The sequence below is a fragment of the uncultured Halopseudomonas sp. genome (assembly GCF_963977355.1).
In the GTDB taxonomy this organism is placed as follows: Bacteria; Pseudomonadota; Gammaproteobacteria; order Pseudomonadales; family Pseudomonadaceae; genus Halopseudomonas.
On the sequence record NZ_CAXBOV010000017.1, the window covers coordinates 61,236 to 77,996 of the forward strand.

Genomic DNA, 16,761 nt, shown 5'->3' on the forward strand with positions numbered 1-16,761 from the left:
CACTATTGTCTTTATGTGTCAAAGCTACCGCCTGTATTGCTGCGCGGGAACACCTATCCACCCGACATATATCGAGTCATATCCCGACAGGGAACGAGCAACACTCTTTTGCAATCCTTGCCCTTGCCGTGGACCGCCTGTGCAGGCTATACAGGGCAGCTACATACATCGCAGAGACCCGCCATGCGTAAGCGCCTTGTTCCCCTGCTGATCATCGTTGTCGGCGTTATCGGCTTCATTCTCCTGAAGGCTACCCGATCGGAACCAGAGCCGGTTACTCCGCAGGAACGCACCTGGCGCGTCGAGACCATGGTGGTAGATCCCGAGGCGCGCCAACCGAGCCTCACGCTGTATGGCCAACTGGAGTCACCTCGCCGCTTCACCGTGGTTGCACCTATGGCCGGCCGTATCGACCAACTGCCGGCACGCGACGGGCAGACGGTAGCGCAGGGCGAATTACTGGTGGCTCTTGACGACAGAGACATCGAACCCATGATCCGTCAGGCCCAGGCGGATCTGGCTGACGCCCTTGCCCAGCTTGACCGGGAGCAGATCGAACATGCCAGTGACCGCAAGGCCCTGGCCCTGGAACAGCGCATTCTGGACAACGCTCGCAGGGGGCTGGGCCGGGTCGAACAATTGGTCGAGCGTAAACTGGTTTCGCGCACCGAACTGGAAAGCGCTGAGGACCTGAGTGAACGTGCCGCACTCACCGTAGCGGTTCGCCAGCGCAGCATCCAAAGCCATGAAGCTCGAAAGGCCGCCCTGCAGGCCCGGGTCGAGCGCGCGCAATCAACCCTGGATGCAGTGCAGCGTGATGCAACCCGCAGCCGTTATACCGCGCCCTTTGCTGGCGTTGTTGCTGATGTGCAGGTAGCACCGGGGGATCAGGTCAACGCCAACCAGGCCCTGCTGGACTTCTATCCGATTGAGGGTCTTGAGCTTCGCGCCACCCTGCCGCAGATCCACGCCATGGATTTCACCCGAGCCCTGGCAGCGGGGGAGCAACTGGTTGCCCAAACCCTGGAAACAGACTCGGAGTTGACCATGACCCTGCAGCGCATTGCCGGACAGGCTGACGCCACCGGGGTGGAGGCGCTTTTCGTGCTCGACCAGCCCGCACCCGGGCTGCGCCTGGGCAATCTGCTGGCGATCAGCGTACCCAAGCCCGCGGCTCCGGAGAGCGTTGCCGTGCCTTACAGCGCACTGTATGGCAACAACACAGTGTATGCGCTGGAAGAAGGCCGCATGTCTCATATCGAAGTGGAGCGCATTGGCGAGACGCTGATGGATAACGGAGAGCGCTGGTTACTGGTAAGGGCCACCGAACTGGCGCCCGGCACCCGGATCATCACCACCCACCTGCCCAACGCGATGCAGGGCCTTAAAGTCGACACCCTCCCGGACAGTGCGACGGAGTCCGCACAATGAGCCGTAGGACAGGCCCGATCGGCTTCTTTGTACGTCACAAGGTAGCTGCCAACCTCGTCATGCTGATCATGCTGATGGCTGGCGTGCTGGGTCTGATGCGTATGAACATCCAGTTCTTTCCGACCTTCGCGCTGGACTTCGTGACGGTTCAGGTCGTCTGGAGCGGAGCCCCGGCCGAGGATGTCGAACAGGCCATCACCCAGCCCCTCGAGCAACGCCTGCGCAGCCTGGAAAATCTCAAGTCGATGACCTCAACATCGGCCCAGGGCATATCCAGCATTACTCTGGAGTTCACCGAAGACGTAAACGCCATCGTTGCGGTGGACGATACCCGCCAACGGGTCGACGAGTTCCGTAACCTGCCTGCCGATGCCGAAGAGCCGAAAGTGTCGCGCGTGGCTCGCTACGACTCCATCGCCACTCTGCTGGTCTACGGTCCCTACACCGACCATGAGTTGCGCTCCCTGGCCTATCGCTATGAGCGTGAACTGCTCAGCCGCGGTATTGACCGCATAGAAATCTACGGCCTGCCCGAGCAACAGATCAGCATTGAGGTCCCCAACCAGCAGTTGCAACAACTGGGCATGTCACTGGATCAGATAGCCGATCGCGTCGCGGCAGAATCACGCGATCTACCGGCCGGCCTTGCTGGCGAGCAGGATGCAGCCCGAGAGCTGCGCGCCATCGAACAGCGGCGCGGCCCCGATGAGTTCGCCAATCTCCCCGTTGCGTTGGGCGGAATAAATTACGTCCGCCTGGGCGACATAGCCGACGTACGTCAGGAAGCAAGACGCAACCAGGTAGAGCTGAACCACAAGGGCTACCCCGCAGTGGAACTGGCCCTCAAGCGAGCCGAAGATGGCGACTCGCTGGCGTCGGCCCAGATACTCAATGACTGGCTGGAGGAAATAGAACCCACTCTGCCGCCCGGTATCAGCATCAATGTCTATGATCAGGCCTGGCAATTGATCAACGACCGGATTGGGCTGCTGGTCAGCAACGGGATTGGGGGGCTGGTGCTGGTCCTGCTGCTGCTCTATCTGTTCCTGCCTGGCCGCGTCGCCCTCTGGGTGGCTGTGGGTATTCCGACCGCATTTTTGGCCGCACTGGGCGTTTTCTGGCTGATTGGTGGCTCCATCAACATGATTTCGTTGTTTGCGCTGATCATGGCCCTGGGCGTCATCGTTGATGATGCCATCGTGGTTGGTGAGGATGCCGACGCGCACTTTCGCAGCGGGGAAAACCCTGATTATGCCTCGGAGGGCGCCGCCAACCGGATGCTCTGGCCGGTCGTAGCGTCATCGCTGACCACCGTCGCTGCATTCATGCCGCTGCTGGTAGTGGGCGGCATCTTTGGCAATATTCTGGGTGATATTCCGGTGGTGATGATCTGCGTATTGATCGCTTCGCTGCTGGAATGCTTTGTCGTCCTGCCCCACCACCTGCGATCGGCTTTCAAGCCGGCAGTCGCCAGCACCGGGACCAGTCTGCTGCAACGCAGTGGCCGTCGGGTGGATGCTATCCGCCAGGGTTTTGATCGTCACTTTGACCACTTTCGCGAAGGTCGTTTCCGCAGTTTCTCTCAGCTCACGCTCCGGCATCGGGGCGCCACGCTGGCTTGCGCCCTGGTGAGCATCATCCTGACCATCGGGTTGATCAGCGGCGGACGAATCGGTTTCAGCTTCTTCCCCACCCCCGAACCACAGGTCATCTATGCCAACGCCAATTTCGTCGCTGGCACACCTCGGGCAGAGGTAGATCGCTTTGTCGATCATCTGCAGGAAACGCTTAACGCCACCGAGGAGGCATTCGACACACGCGTGATCGAAAACGCGATCGTTCGTCGCGGCGAAGCTATCGGATCTTCTGGCGCAGGGCGCACAGGGGATCAACTCGGCTCTATCCTGGTAGAGCTGGTGTCGCCGGATCATCGCGAAATACGTAACAGCGAATTCATACGCGCCTGGCGCGGGCGGATCAACATGCCCGCCGGGATCGACCAATTGGTCATCACCGAGCGAACATCAGGTCCGCCCGGCAAGGACGTGAATGTAAGACTGACCGGCGACACCCCTACCCAACTGAAGAATGCTGCGGAAGCAGTCGGGGTCATGCTGGGCAGTATCGAAGGGGTCATCAGCACCCAGGACGACATGCCATGGGGCCGCGAACAACTGGTTTACAGCCTGACGCCCTATGGCCAGTCCCTGGGGCTGAGCACCCAGAGTCTGGGTCGCCAGCTGCGCGCAGCCTATGACGGTCGTCTTGCACAGATCTACCAGCAACAGTCCGATGAAATAGAGGTGCGTGTGCAACTGCCCCGCGGAGAACGCGAGCACTTGTCCAGCCTGAATGATCTGGCAATCCGGCTGGACGACGGACGTTTCGTGCCCCTCAATCAGGTTGCAGAATTTGATAGCCGCCAGGGTTTCGACGCGCTACGGCACGCCGAGGGTCGGCTCGCGGTGGAAGTAACCGCAGACCTGGATCCCACTCAGACCACCGCTGGCGAAGTACTGGCCAGCCTGCAGGAAAATCTGCCTGCCTTGGCCACCAGCTACAACGTCAGATACAGCTTTGAAGGCCGCTCGGCCGATCAGCGCGACACCCTGGCGGATATGCGCACCGGTTTGATCATCGGCCTGATGCTCATGTATGCCGTGCTGGTCTGGGTATTCTCGTCCTGGAGTACACCACTGATTGTCATGGCGGTCATTCCCCTGGCCCTGGTCGGCGCTTTGCTCGGCCACTGGGTTATGGGCCTGAACATGACCATTCTGTCGCTGTTCGGGCTGTTCGGCCTTTCAGGTATCGTGGTCAACAACTCGATCATTCTAGTCACCTTCTATCAACACCAGCGCAAGTCCGGACTGGGCATCAACGAAGCCTTGAACGAAGCTGTGGTGCAGCGCCTGCGTGCGGTCCTGCTGACCTCGCTGACAACCATCGGCGGCCTGCTACCCCTGTTGTTCGAGACGTCGATGCAAGCGCAATTCCTTATTCCCATGGCCACCTCTATCGCATTCGGCCTGGGCTTCTCCACTGCCCTGGTACTGTTGGTCATTCCGGCATTGATGTCGGTACTTGAGGGCTTCAAGGATCGGCGCAGCGCGTCTGCCGCCTGAGGCTGAAACGCAGAAGCCCCGCAATAGCGGGGCTTCTCGTTTCAACACGTCTGGCCCAACGGGCGAATTCAGATCATGCTTACTTGACCGTTTCCATGGTCTTGGTAATCGCTGCTACCGCGGCGCCGATATTGCTCAATTCAGCCGGCAGGATCATGGTGTTGTTGGTCTTCGCCAGCTTGCCGAATTCGCGCACGTATTGCTCGGCCACACGCAACGCAACCGCGTCTTTGCCACCCTGGGTATTGATCGCCTCAGCTACGCGGCGCAGGCCCTCGGCTGTTGCCTCGGCAATAAGCTCGATCTCGCGGGCACGGCCTTCGGCCTCGTTGATCTGGCGCTGCTTATCGGCTTCTGACAGGTTGATCGTTTCCTGCTTCATACCTTCGGATACATTGATCTTGGCTTCCCGCTCGCCTTCAGACTGGGCGACCACGGCGCGTCGCTCCCGCTCGGCCCGCATCTGCTTTTCCAGCGCATCGAGAATGGTGGCCGGCAGCTCGATATCGGCAATTTCATAACGCAGCACCTTCACGCCCCAAGGTTTGGCCGCTTCATCCAGCGCGAGCACAACCTGAGTGTTGATGGTTTCACGCTCCTCAAAGGTCTTGTCCAGTTCAATCTTGCCGACCACCGAGCGCAACGTGGTTTGTGCCAGCTGCGTAGCGGCATAGCGATAATCGTTGATGCCGTAGCTGGCCAGCTTGGCATCGACTACCTGCAGATAGAGCACGCCGTTGACCACTACCTGAATGTTGTCCTTGGTCACGCACGCCTGGCTGGGCACGTCGATGGCTTCTTCCTTGAGCGTGTGCTTGTAAGAGACACGGTCAACAAAGGGCACCAGTATGTGAAAACCGGCCTCCAGTGTCTTGGCATACTTGCCCAGTCGCTCGACGATGAACGCCGAACGCTGGGGCACGATCCTCGCTGTCTTGGCCAGTGCAATGACGACCAGGGCGAGAATCGCCAGTGAAATAATAGTGGTTATATCCATATAAAGTGCTCCTCAGGGTGTGAAAGGGGATAACAATAGGGGTATCAATACAATCGGTTTCAAGGGTGCTGGCGACTCAACTTCAGCACAATGCCGTTGTGGCCAACGACCCAGGCATGCTCTCCCGCACGCAGCTGTTCAGTTGATTCGGCGTCCCATTTCGCTCCGTTGAGCAAAACATCGCCAAACCCGTCGGCGAAATCGTGCATCACCTCGACACGCGCGCCAATAAATCCAGCATCATCCTGATCAGCCACAGAAAGATCTTCTTCGGTTCCCTGCAGCCAGCGCTTGAAGTGCCGGCGCAAAGCGAACAGAGCCACCAGACTGAAACCAATGAAGAGGATCAACTGCGCCGCGGTGGTTTCCACCACGCCCATCAGCGTCAGCAAGCCAACCAGCAACGCTCCAATGCCGAAAAAAGCGGCGATCAGACCAGGAAAAAAGAACTCGGAGGCCAGCAAAGCCAAGCCAAACAGCAGCCAGAATCCATATCCGTTCAAAAAAGTGCTCTCGAGCATGATCCAGCTCCTGTGTGGCCATATAACGGTGGCAAGAGATTATCAGATTGTGCGCGGTGAAACCCCGTGATCATGTTACCCGAGAAGTAGACGACTGTTTTCGTGCCCGCCCACCTGTTTCATATCCAGGGGCTCGATAGTGTTTAGAGCGACCTTAGTGCGCGAGACACTTCGACCTGCTGTGGTCAGTCAGGGTCGGTTTGCTATGCTGTCGCAAAGCCACAAGGAATCCGACTATGCTGCATAACCGCTTTCTGCTCGCTATTTTCACTCTTCTGATCAGTCTTTCCCTGCCCGTCAATGCCCAGAGCGACGGTGCTCCGCTGCGTGTTGGCATCACCCCGGTCCCACCCTTTGTAATGACCAACGCCGAGGGAAACTGGGAGGGCATCAGCGTCGATCTGTGGCGCAGCATAGCCGAGGATATGGAGCAGGATTACGAGCTCGTCGAGCTGAGCTTCGACCAACTTCTCGAAGGTGTGGAATCCGGCACTGTCGATATCGCGGTGGGCGCGCTGACCATGACCGCTGACCGCGAGGAACGCTTCGATTTTACCCATCCGTTCTACCAGACAGGACTCTCGATAGGTGTGCCTCACAACCCTTCCGGGGGACTTTGGCAGAGTTTCCGTGCGCTATTTAGCTGGCAGTTTGCCAGTCTCATCGGGAGTCTGGGTCTGCTGCTGCTTTTTGTCGGTGTGCTGCTGTGGTTGGTCGAGCGCCGCCGCAACCCTGAACAGTTCGGTGGTACCACTATCGAGGGTATCGGCTCCAGCTTCTGGTGGGCAGCGGTCACCATGACTACGGTTGGCTACGGCGACAAGGCACCCACATCCCTGCCCGGACGCTTGATTGCCCTGGTATGGATGTTCGCAGGCTTGATCATGGTGGCCAGCTTCACCGCCGCCATCACCTCCTCGCTGACAGTCAGCAACCTGCAGCGGAAAATTGAAGGGCCTCTTGATCTGCCCGGCAATACCGTGGCGACAATTGCCAACACCGCCAGCGCCCGATATCTCAAGGAGGAGCGAATCCGTCACGAGGTCTATCCGGATCTGACAGCCGCCATGCAGGCTGTATCGCGTGAGGAAGTTGATGCTGTGGTTTACGACAGAGCGCTTATGCAATATCGCAATCAACAGCTTGGCAACCAGCGCCTGGATATCCTGCCAGCCGTTTTCGAACAACAGCTCTATGCTTTCGCATTACCCAACGAAAGCCCCAACAGGGCGGCGATCGCCCAACAGGTATTGCGGGTAACAGAATCGCCGGAGTGGGAGACGCTGTTGCAGCGTTATCTGGGGCGCTGATCGGGCCCATCAGAGGTTGCAAGCCATACTCTGAATCACCATTCATCGGATAAATTCGATGAATGGTGCTGAGCCAGAGCCGACGACCAATAAGTCAAAAAAAACACTAATCAGTCATCACCGTATCTGTGGTTGCTTCATCTTCTGCTCCCTCAACCCAGTGTCTATTCTGCTTTGGCGATATGTCAGATGTTGTCGCTTACAAGAAAAACAATGCTTCAAGACACAGGACACAATCAATGCACAGAAAAACCCGGCTATCCATCGCCCTGGGTATCGTTGCCACCGTGGCCATTTGTGGCCAGGCGCAGGCAGCGGGCTACACCCAGACCAAATACCCCATTCTGCTCACCCACGGCATGCTCGGTTTCGACAAGCTGCTGGGTGTGAACTATTGGTATGGGATTCCTTCTGCCCTGCGTAGAAGTGGGGCCAGCGTGTACAGCACGACGGTGAGCCAGCTCGACACCTCAGAGAAACGCGGAGAGCAGTTGCTTGCCCAGGTGGAAGACATCGTCGCCATCACTGGCAAAAGGAAGGTCAATCTGATCGGCCATAGCCACGGTGGCCCGACCATCCGTTATGTTGCGGCAGTGCGGCCCGATCTGGTTGCATCGGTTACCAGCGTAGGCGCTCCACACAAGGGCTCCAAGGCAGCAGACTTTATCCGCAATGTGCCTGAAGGCTCTGCTGGTGAAGCCATGTTGGCCGGCATCGTCAACGGCCTGGGTTCGCTGATCAACTTCCTGTCCGGCAGCAATACAACCAGTCCACAAAATGCCCTGGGCACACTGGAGTCTCTGAACTCGGCGGGGGCAGCACGCTTCAACGCCCGCTTCCCTCAGGGCCTGCCAACCAGTGCCTGTGGTCAGGGTGCCTATTCGGTGAATGGCGTGCGGTACTACTCATGGGGCGGCACCAGCCCGCTGACCAACGTGTTTGACGTCTCGGATGCACTGCTTGGGGCCACTTCGCTGACCTTCGGCTTTGAAGCCAATGACGGCCTGGTGGGGCGCTGTAGCTCGCATTTGGGCATGGTAATCCGCGACAACTACCGGATGAATCACCTTGATGAGGTCAACCAGATGTTCGGCCTGACCAGCATCTTCGAGACCAACCCGGTATCGGTCTACCGACAACACGCCAACCGGCTGCGCAACGCAGGCCTGTAATTCTGTAGGCCTGCAAATAGCGACCGGCTCAGCCCGGGCCGGCCGCTGTTCTCTATCATTCAAGACTGTGCGGAGAGTCGATGCGATTCCTTATTTATGCGCCCTTTCTGGTCGCTGCTTTGCTTCTCGGCTGGCATTACCTGGCGCCTGACGAACCCGTTAGCGAGGTCGCAACCAACGCTGCGCCCCTGACATCCATGCCTGCAGCGCCGCTATTACCTGCAACGCAGCCAGACCAATCTCTGCCGTCTGGCACCACGGTCGTCTCGCAACAGGGAACCGAAGTGGACGGGCTACTAGAGGTCGATCAACAGGGAAACCTGTTGATCACTGAACAGATACGTCATCTTTTCGATTATTTTTACACTACGGTGGGCGAAGTCAGTTTCGATCAGGCCACTGCCAACATTCGTCAGCATTTGCGTGGCCAGTTACAACAGCCCGCATTAAGCCAGGCTCTGGCCTTGCTGGATGACTACATTGAGTACAAGACAGCGCTGGTCGAGCTTGAGCAAGCCTACCCGGTAATAGCCGACATTGATGGATTACGTGCCCGCGGTGATGCAGTACAGCGGCTACGTGCCGGGATATTCAGCGCCGAGGCGCACCAAGCATTCTTTGCGGCCGATGAGGTATTTGACCAGTTCAGTCTGGCGCGCCTGGCCATCATGCACGATGCCAACATCCCCGCTGAAGACAAGGGCGCGATGATTGAAAGCCTTCGCCAAGGCCTGCCAGAGGATATGCAAGACCTTCTGGTGCCGCAGATCCATCAGGTGTTGACCGAACAGACGCAGGTCCTGCAATCAGAAGGTGCCGACGCGGCACAGATCCGCGAACTGCGCATGTCACTGGTGGGCCCCGAAGCAACCGGCCGGCTCGAAACCCTGGATACTCAGCGCCAGCAATGGCATCAGCGGGTAGAAGAGTTCAGTGCCGAGCGCCGATCCATTATCGAACACCCCGGGCTGGCTGAAGCCGACAAGCAACAGGCGATTGAGGATCTGGCCTCCCAGCGGTTTGCTCCAAATGAGCGACTGCGCCTGGCATCCCTGATCGATGACGCCAACTGATAGCGAGGATCTGGACAGACCCTGAAACAGCTTGCACCCACAAGTATCCGCCAGGCGCGCATACTGGTGTTACAGCCCAAGCCGATGGAGTACCCAATGCGCGCGGACGAATTTCTCAAGAAGTACGGTCTAGATGGGGACGATGACGACCTCAAGGATACCAGCCTGCGCGGCAAGTCACTCGAGCGCGCCCTGCACCCGGGTCGCCCCCATGCCGGCACCCCTCACGACTGGGAAGACTGGGAGAAATTCCGCGCCGAGGAAGAAGCAAAGGCGCATAAGAGTGCGCCTGAAAAACCCAGCGAACAGTCCGGCAATGATTGACCTTCCCCGTCTGCCAGGTTGGCAGCTACTTCTGTCGACATGCCTCTTTACCGGTCTTGCCCATGCCATGCCAGTCATGACACCGGCCGACATGCTCAAATGGGAACGCCGGGACTTTGCCGACCCGACAGAGTACCGACTTGGTCAATACGCCGGCCAGACCCTGCTCCAGGCACAATGCCGAAACGCAGCGTCAGCGCTTTATCTCGAGCAATCCGTCGATTTGCGCAAGACACCAGTTCTGGAGTGGTCCTGGGCGATTGAGAATGTATTCAATGGCACCGATGAAACACGGAAAAGCGGTGACGACTATCCAGTTCGGCTTTACGTGGTAAAGGATGGTGGGCTGTTGGCGTGGCGAACCAAGGCAGTCAATTACGTATGGTCGAGCAATCAGGCCGTTGGCGAAGTATGGAACAACGCCTATGCCAGCCAGGCGCAGATGCTTGCACTGCGCAGCGGCGCTCCAGAACAGTCCGAGCAGCGGGTGTTTACCGAACGACGCAATGTACGTGAGGATTTCAAGAAACTGCATGGTGTGGAACTAGACACCATCGACGGCCTGGCAATCATGACTGACTGCGATGACAGCGGCCAGCCGGTCACCGGCTGGTACGGTGACGTCAACTGGCTGCCCGCGGCCGACTGAACCCCTACTTGGGCATCCAGACACCATTGAGCTGAATATATTGGCCTGGCTCAGTACGCTCCTGTGCCTTCTTGCCAGCTATCGCCTCGACGTCCCGCAGCTTGATGCCGTTCTCGGTCGCAAGCCGCTGATACTCGGCTTTACGTGCCTCGTTGATCAGCCGGGCAATCTCCGCTGCATCACCTTCAGCAGTGACCACACCCACGTAACCATCCGGGCGCTCGCCCAGTAGGCCGGCCGACTTGGCTTGCGGTAACGCACCCATCGCCTGGTTGAGGCTAAAGGCCCAGGCTGGGGCAGCAAGCACCAGCGCTGCGGCCAATAACAGAAATCGGAAACTCATGCGCATGTCATCGTCCTCTAGAACAAGCCGCTGGATTCGCTGAACATATCATCCAGCTCACGATCCACCTTGATGTAAATTTCGTGCTGAATTTTCACGTTCAGATTGATATTGATTGGCTCTGTGGGAGCCTGGACCTTGACGGTTGGGGTGCAACCCGCCAATAACCCGATCGTCAGTGCCGTAACCGCTAACAGATGCGATCGCATACTGGTGATTCCTTCGGATGATGAATGTCATGGATCCGCTCGCCGCTGAAGCAGCCGCTGCCTGATCCGCTCCTGGATGACTTCACTTACCTTGCCGCTGAGCTGCAGGCTTGCCAGCAGCGCGGGGATGTCTTCTTCCAGTCGAATATTCAGGTGAATCGGACGGCCCTCCTGCAAGGCCGGGTTACGCCCTTGCAACTCCAGACCCAATACCAGTATACCCCCTTGGCGGTAAGTTACATCGGCCTTGAGCAGATCATAATGGAAATCGTCCAGTGCCTGGGCTACCTGCCGCATACCCGGCGTACTCTCGGCCAGGTCCTCGAGTTTAGCCGAGCGATACTGAAGAAACCCGCCAGGCTCACGGGCGCCAAGCTGCCCTTCCTCGATAACCAGCTCGCCATCGATCAGCGACAAGGGTATGCGTCCGTCCAGGGTGCCACGTCCGCGCAGACCCTCTGCCGGGTAAACCTCAAAGAGACGGTCAAGCTCAAAACCGCGGATGTCCACCACCAACGCATGACGCTCTTCGGTCAGGTCCAGCGCGGCGGGCTCCAACCTTATCTGACCGCCGAGCACCTCCAGTTGCGCCTGCTCAACCCTCAACAGTCCGGCTGCGAGTCGCTCCATATGGGCAGCGTAGTTAAGATTGGCGCCCAGCGGGCCCATGGGTATTCCCGGATCCAGGGCATCGAGCTTCAGCGCTGGCATATCGAGCTGCAGTCTGTCTCCCGCAAGATCGATATTGATCCCGGTGCTAAGACCCTGAAAAGCCGTGCGGTCATAGATGCCGGCTGCGTTATCAAGCGTCAGCCGACCGTTGGCTCGCTCCAGCTGTGGACTGCCCCGCAGATTGATCTGGCCCTGCAGCCGGCCATTGTTGAGAGTAAGCAGTTTCGACCAGAAGGCCAGGGTTGCCGATAGGGGATCACCAGCCCGCAGGAAGGTAGGCTCAAGCTCTATGTCAGCTCGCCAGGGCTCGCTATTTGGCCAGTTGAACGCCAGATCGAGCCCCAGTCCGCTGGCAGAGGCTGCCGTTCCCTCCCAGCGCAATCCGGCTTCATCGCGTGCAAGCGTGCCCTGCACCTTCCAGCCCTGTGACTTGAGCAAGTCATGATCAACACGTCCGGCAGTGATGCCCAGCGGACCATTGGCCAGACTCGCAGCCAGATCGGACAGGGGCATATGCAGCGCGAGTCCTGAAAGATCAGCACGCACATTACCGAGCACGATCATGTTTTGCACCCGCGCACCGCCCAACGTCACAAACGTGCTATCACCCAGCTTGAGAGCCAACTCCTCGGCATCCATGCGGCCGGACAAGGCTCCATCGAAGGTCAGTTGTTCCAGCTGCAGTGTATCCAGTTGATAACTCGGCGCATCTGCACGCAGCTGCAAGGCATCCCACTGCGCTTGCCACTGCGGTTGCGAGGCAAGGGTCATGGCCCCCATCAACTTCGCAGTAAGCGGACCCGTTACCTGCACTTGAACGTCCAGTGGCAGATTGTTGGTCCAGGCCAGTTGGCTGTCGGCCCGAGCCTTTACATTGACCTTGATACCCTGTGGACGCACGTTTACTGGCAGAGTCGCCAGGGCAGGAATAGCCAACGCCTCCAGTTGCAGAAGCCCCGTGCCTTCACGTAACTGCCAGAGGCCCGCATCGCCCAGCAGGTCCAGAATCAATTCGCCCTGTATCTCGCCCAGACCAGGTATCTGCCATGGCTCGGCCAGCGTCGCCGTCGCGTAGAGCTCGGCCTCCCCCGAGAGCATATCGGCAAGGGTCTGAGGCCGCTGCGTCGGCTCCATCCGCCAGCGCATCTCCGCACGCAGTCCGGTAGGCAGGGAGTCGACGGGCAACTGCGCTCCACCCAGCCAGGGCTCAACATAGGCCAGCAGCCAGTCTGCCTGTGGCCACTCAGGCACAGTCAACACGCCCTGTGAATGCGGCACTGACTCCCCGTACACCCATTGTGCCTGCAGCTTGGCAACCTGCTGATCCGAGAGCCGAAAATCCAGATCCGCTTGCAAACCCTCTGTATCGTTACTCAAGTTGCCCCGCAGGCGGATACTGCCTTCCTCTGCCAGCAGCGACAGATCAACCAGAAAGTCGTCCGTAGCCTGGCGCTGGATCGTCAAAGCCCCGTCAAGCGTGCAGTGCTCTGCGCCGCAGGGTACACCGATAGCAATCTGCTCAATCGCCAGCGAGCGTGATGGCAACCATTGCAGCGTCTCAGCCAATTGCTGGACATCAGGCATCGTCAGGGGGCGGCTTGTCGGTGGTGCCGCGGTCGGCTGCCACTCGAGCTGCAATTGCTCTGCCTTGAACGCCTCAAGGCTCGGCCCTGCGGACCAGCCAGGGGTGAGGCTCAGGCCCCGGGAGTGGATCTCCAGCTGCGCACCACTAGCATCGGTATACCGCCCTGAAAGGCGGCCAAGCTGCAGCGCCCCCTCTGACCAACCGACACCCGCCCAGTCGAGCTGGTCTATACCCGCTGCAGCCAGGCGCTGCTGCACGAGCAACACCGCCGCAGACGTGAGCGCCAGTAATAGCACGACAAGGACTGCCAACAGACGAACACCCCAACGCATGAAAGCAACTCTCCTGATCAAGCCTGCCTGCAAATACCTGCCCCGGTGGCAAGGGCCTCAGCCAGTAACCTATACTGCCGCCTGTGACGGCACACGCTACCGTCGGCTACCCGCAGGTTAGCAGCTCTTTTCATATGCCGGCCCCATCAACAAAACAATAACGAGCTCCAGATGCCAGATCCTTCGACGCAGACTGATCAACCGACTTCCGCCGTGGATGGCAATCGCGGTTGCTCAACCCATAGCCATCCGCTGCTAGGGGTGCTGCTCGCCGTGCTGTTCGCCTGGGTTCTGATGGGGCTGTTCCAGGCCTACAAGCCGATGCCGGAGGGCCTATCTGTCAGTGCCCCGCTTCGTGAAGCCCAGGGACTTGAGCTGCTCGATGATCGCACCTTTGTCGTCAATGGGGATGAGCGAGTCAGTGATCAGCAGGTTTTCAATGAAATTCTGCGACTGATAGCCCAGGCGCGGCAACTAATCGTCGTGGACATGTTCCTCTACAACGAGTTTGCCGGCGAATCCAGCTACCAACCGCTCACCGCGCAATTGAGTGGCGCACTGATGACCGCGCGGCAGCAACATCCCGATATGTCCATCGTACTGATTACCGATCCGTTCAATACCCTCTACGGGGGCCTGAACGCCGCCCACCTGGACAAACTCAGGGCGGCAGGGGTCGACGTGGTGATGTCGAATCTAACCGACTTGCCGGCATCCAACCCGCTTTGGTCCGGCCTGTGGCACCTTTGCTGTCGGCATGTGGGTAATAGCACCGAAGGTGGCTGGCTTCCCAACCCTGTCGGCGCAGGCAAGGTCACCCTGCGCAGCTATCTGGCACTGCTCAATTTCCGCGCCAATCACCGAAAGACCCTGATTGTTGATGAAGGCGATACCTGGACAGGCCTGGTCACCTCGGCCAATCCCCATGATGCGAGCAGTCGCCACAGCAACAACGCTCTGGTATTTCGCGGCGATGCCGCATTGGATCTGTTGGCCACGGAGGTGCCGGTCATGATGCTCTCTGGGCACAGGCCAGCAATTGAAATGCCACCGCCTCCACCTGCACGCGAGAACCCTGAGGGCCCTCTGGTACAGGTTATGACGGAAGGCAAGATTCGCGATGCATTACTGGCATTGATAGACAGCGCTACTGCTGGAGACCGACTGGATATGGAAGTCTTCTATCTGGCGCATCGACCGACCATTGATGCGCTGGTTCGCGCCAGCGAGCGCGGCGTCAAGGTGCGCGCGACGCTGGACCCGAACAAGGATGCATTCGGACGCGAAAAGGGCGGCATACCCAATCGCCAGACAGGCTGGGACTTGCATAAGGCTGGTATTCACGTGCGCTGGTGTGCCACCCGCGGCGAGCAGTGCCACCGTAAATGGATCCAGCTGGAGCGAACCGATGGTAGCGCCGAAATGATTATCGGCTCGGCCAATTTTACCCGGCGCAATCTGGACAACCTGAATCTGGAAACCAGCGCGCGGGTAGTAGCAAGCGCGCAGGCACCGGTGATGCAGCGCGCCCGCAGCCTGTTCGAACGCAACTGGAGCAATCCCGACGGGCAGCTTTACAGCCAAGCCTACGAAGATTATGCCGACCATTCACGCTGGCGCTACGGACTGTATCGCTTCATGGAGTTCACCGGGCTCTCGACCTTCTAGCGCTTGAAGTGCAGCGGCAAGCGTCAGAAACAGAGCCTGATCCGCTTGCCGCTTATCTTAAAGCTCCCTGAAACAGGCATCGATGATATCCATACCCTGCTGCACTTCCAGATCCGTGGCGGTCAGAGGTACCAGTATGCGGATAACGTTGCCGTACTGACCGCAGGACAGCAGGATAAGCCCCTTTTCCCGTGCACGAGCGACCAGCTGTGCCGCCAGGTTCGCGTCCGGCCGGCATTTATCGTCAAACAGCTCGCAGGCCATCATGGCTCCCAAACCGCGAACCTCGGCGATCCGCTTGTCGTCCTGCGCAATAGCCCGCAGGCGCGAACCGATCATGTCGCCCAGCGTACGGCTGCGGGCCAGGAGATTTTCTTCTTCAAACACCTCCAGCACCGCCAGGGCTGCTGCACAGGCCACCGGACTGCCGGCATAGGTTCCACCCAGGCCGCCTGGGCCGATGGCATCCATCAGTTCTGCCTTGCCGCACACCCCAGCCAGCGGGAAGCCGCCGGCAATGGATTTGGCAAAGGTCGTCAGGTCCGGCGCAACACCGCTTTGCTCCATCGCAAAGAAAGTACCAGTGCGTCCTGCCCCGCTTTGCACCTCATCAGCCACCAGCACAATGCCATGGAGGTCGCACAGCTCGCGCAACTGCCCCATGAATGCAGGACTGGCCACATGAAATCCGCCCTCACCCTGCACCGGCTCGATCACTATGGCAGCGATGTCCCGCGGCTCGGCGTCATTCTTGAAAATGCGTTCGATACTGGCAATCGCATCTGCATCGCTCACACCATGCAGCGGACAGGGAAACTGAGCGCGGTAGACACCGCCGGGCATAAGCCCCATACCGGACGAATAGGGCGCGACCTTGCCATTCATCGACAGGGTCATCATGGTGCGACCATGGTAACCACCGGTGAATGCAATTATGCCGGCCCTGCCGGTGGCAGCGCGGGCGATCTTGACGGCATTTTCCAGCGCCTCGGAGCCAGTGGTCACCAGCAAGGTCTTCTTGGCAAAATCGCCCGGCACCAGCGCGTTGAGTTTTTCGCACAGTGCAACGTAAGGCTCATAAGCCAGTACCTGAAAACAGGTGTGAGTGTAATGCTCAAGTTGGCGCTTAACCGCCTCCATTACCCTGGGATGACGGTGGCCGGTATTGAGCACGGCAATACCTCCGGCAAAATCAATGTACTGGCGCCCTTCAACATCCCACACAGTGGCATTTTCCGCACGCTCGACGAAAACCGGATGAATCTGACCCACACCCCGTGCGACCGCGGCATGCCGCCGTTGCATCAAGGATTCATTGCTTTTGCTCATCACTCACCTCACACACAGTCA

14 protein-coding genes are annotated in these 16,761 nt (G+C 58.9%); 8 read left to right on the top strand and 6 right to left on the bottom strand.

All coding sequences use genetic code 11. The annotated features are described in order from the left end of the window. The first annotated feature begins 183 nt into the window (after window positions 1-183). Both AAC076_RS11070 and AAC076_RS11075 read left to right on the top strand, forming a co-directional pair. Complete coding sequence (locus tag AAC076_RS11070) at window positions 184-1,431, top strand: HlyD family efflux transporter periplasmic adaptor subunit (RefSeq protein ID WP_339845536.1); 1,248 nt, start codon at window positions 184-186, stop codon at window positions 1,429-1,431. After that, window positions 1,428-4,556, top strand: a complete 3,129-nt coding sequence (locus AAC076_RS11075) for an efflux RND transporter permease subunit (protein WP_339845538.1) — start codon at window positions 1,428-1,430, stop codon at window positions 4,554-4,556. Before AAC076_RS11070 ends, AAC076_RS11075 begins: the two co-directional genes overlap by 4 nt. A gap of 79 nt (window positions 4,557-4,635) precedes the next feature. Here the strand turns inward: AAC076_RS11075 and AAC076_RS11080 are convergent, their stop codons facing one another. Both AAC076_RS11080 and AAC076_RS11085 read right to left on the bottom strand, forming a co-directional pair. Next, a complete protein-coding gene (locus AAC076_RS11080) occupies window positions 4,636-5,553 on the bottom strand; it encodes a stomatin-like protein (RefSeq protein ID WP_339845540.1) in 918 nt (305 codons plus the stop codon). Window positions 5,554-5,612: 59 nt separating this feature from the next. Further along, window positions 5,613-6,074, bottom strand: a complete 462-nt coding sequence (locus AAC076_RS11085) for an NfeD family protein (protein ID WP_339845543.1) — start codon at window positions 6,072-6,074, stop codon at window positions 5,613-5,615. A gap of 236 nt (window positions 6,075-6,310) precedes the next feature. Between AAC076_RS11085 and AAC076_RS11090 the strand changes: the two genes are divergently transcribed. The 5 genes from AAC076_RS11090 (at window position 6,311) to AAC076_RS11110 (ending at window position 10,602) form a co-directional block, all read left to right on the top strand. After that, entirely contained in the window at window positions 6,311-7,384 is a 1,074-nt protein-coding gene (locus AAC076_RS11090; RefSeq protein ID WP_339845545.1) for a transporter substrate-binding domain-containing protein, read from the top strand. Between the two features lie 239 nt (window positions 7,385-7,623). Continuing rightward, window positions 7,624-8,556 (top strand): triacylglycerol lipase, encoded by a 933-nt coding sequence (locus AAC076_RS11095; RefSeq protein ID WP_339845548.1) that lies wholly within the window; start codon window positions 7,624-7,626, stop codon window positions 8,554-8,556. An 80-nt stretch (window positions 8,557-8,636) separates the two neighbouring features. Beyond that, entirely contained in the window at window positions 8,637-9,629 is a 993-nt protein-coding gene (locus tag AAC076_RS11100) for a lipase secretion chaperone (protein WP_339845550.1), read from the top strand. A gap of 96 nt (window positions 9,630-9,725) precedes the next feature. Beyond that, window positions 9,726-9,953 (top strand): hypothetical protein, encoded by a 228-nt coding sequence (locus AAC076_RS11105; protein WP_339845552.1) that lies wholly within the window; start codon window positions 9,726-9,728, stop codon window positions 9,951-9,953. Further along, a complete protein-coding gene (locus tag AAC076_RS11110; RefSeq protein ID WP_339845555.1) occupies window positions 9,946-10,602 on the top strand; it encodes a DUF3047 domain-containing protein in 657 nt (218 codons plus the stop codon). Before AAC076_RS11105 ends, AAC076_RS11110 begins: the two co-directional genes overlap by 8 nt. A 4-nt stretch (window positions 10,603-10,606) precedes the next feature. Here the strand turns inward: AAC076_RS11110 and AAC076_RS11115 are convergent, their stop codons facing one another. Genes AAC076_RS11115 through AAC076_RS11125 form a run of 3 tightly spaced genes read right to left on the bottom strand, consistent with a single transcriptional unit; the run spans window position 10,607 to window position 13,743 of the window. After that, window positions 10,607-10,945, bottom strand: coding sequence for a YdbL family protein (locus AAC076_RS11115; RefSeq protein ID WP_339845620.1), 339 nt, complete (start codon window positions 10,943-10,945; stop codon window positions 10,607-10,609). Window positions 10,946-10,962: 17 nt separating this feature from the next. Beyond that, entirely contained in the window at window positions 10,963-11,154 is a 192-nt protein-coding gene (locus AAC076_RS11120) for a YnbE family lipoprotein (protein WP_339845556.1), read from the bottom strand. A gap of 27 nt (window positions 11,155-11,181) precedes the next feature. After that, entirely contained in the window at window positions 11,182-13,743 is a 2,562-nt protein-coding gene (locus AAC076_RS11125; protein WP_339845559.1) for a YdbH domain-containing protein, read from the bottom strand. A gap of 171 nt (window positions 13,744-13,914) precedes the next feature. Here AAC076_RS11125 and AAC076_RS11130 point away from each other — a divergent pair, with 171 nt between their 5' ends. Then, window positions 13,915-15,411: a phospholipase D-like domain-containing protein gene (locus tag AAC076_RS11130; protein WP_339845561.1), complete on the top strand. Its 1,497-nt coding sequence runs from the start codon at window positions 13,915-13,917 to the stop codon at window positions 15,409-15,411. A gap of 57 nt (window positions 15,412-15,468) precedes the next feature. Here the strand turns inward: AAC076_RS11130 and gabT are convergent, their stop codons facing one another. Continuing rightward, entirely contained in the window at window positions 15,469-16,740 is a 1,272-nt protein-coding gene (gene gabT, locus AAC076_RS11135; RefSeq protein ID WP_339845564.1) for a 4-aminobutyrate--2-oxoglutarate transaminase, read from the bottom strand. Window positions 16,741-16,761 lie beyond the last annotated feature (21 nt).

Coding starts and splice junctions, on each gene's coding strand:
- AAC076_RS11100 (WP_339845550.1), top strand. CDS start 8,637: ATGCGATTCCTTATTTATGCGCCCTTTCTGGTCGCTGCTTTGCTTCTC.
- AAC076_RS11125 (WP_339845559.1), bottom strand. CDS start 13,743: ATGCGTTGGGGTGTTCGTCTGTTGGCAGTCCTTGTCGTGCTATTACTG.
- AAC076_RS11095 (WP_339845548.1), top strand. CDS start 7,624: ATGCACAGAAAAACCCGGCTATCCATCGCCCTGGGTATCGTTGCCACC.
- AAC076_RS11115 (WP_339845620.1), bottom strand. CDS start 10,945: ATGAGTTTCCGATTTCTGTTATTGGCCGCAGCGCTGGTGCTTGCTGCC.
- AAC076_RS11080 (WP_339845540.1), bottom strand. CDS start 5,553: ATGGATATAACCACTATTATTTCACTGGCGATTCTCGCCCTGGTCGTC.
- AAC076_RS11120 (WP_339845556.1), bottom strand. CDS start 11,154: ATGCGATCGCATCTGTTAGCGGTTACGGCACTGACGATCGGGTTATTG.
- AAC076_RS11110 (WP_339845555.1), top strand. CDS start 9,946: ATGATTGACCTTCCCCGTCTGCCAGGTTGGCAGCTACTTCTGTCGACA.
- AAC076_RS11130 (WP_339845561.1), top strand. CDS start 13,915: ATGCCAGATCCTTCGACGCAGACTGATCAACCGACTTCCGCCGTGGAT.
- AAC076_RS11090 (WP_339845545.1), top strand. CDS start 6,311: ATGCTGCATAACCGCTTTCTGCTCGCTATTTTCACTCTTCTGATCAGT.
- AAC076_RS11085 (WP_339845543.1), bottom strand. CDS start 6,074: ATGCTCGAGAGCACTTTTTTGAACGGATATGGATTCTGGCTGCTGTTT.
- AAC076_RS11075 (WP_339845538.1), top strand. CDS start 1,428: ATGAGCCGTAGGACAGGCCCGATCGGCTTCTTTGTACGTCACAAGGTA.
- AAC076_RS11105 (WP_339845552.1), top strand. CDS start 9,726: ATGCGCGCGGACGAATTTCTCAAGAAGTACGGTCTAGATGGGGACGAT.
- AAC076_RS11070 (WP_339845536.1), top strand. CDS start 184: ATGCGTAAGCGCCTTGTTCCCCTGCTGATCATCGTTGTCGGCGTTATC.
- gabT (WP_339845564.1), bottom strand. CDS start 16,740: ATGAGCAAAAGCAATGAATCCTTGATGCAACGGCGGCATGCCGCGGTC.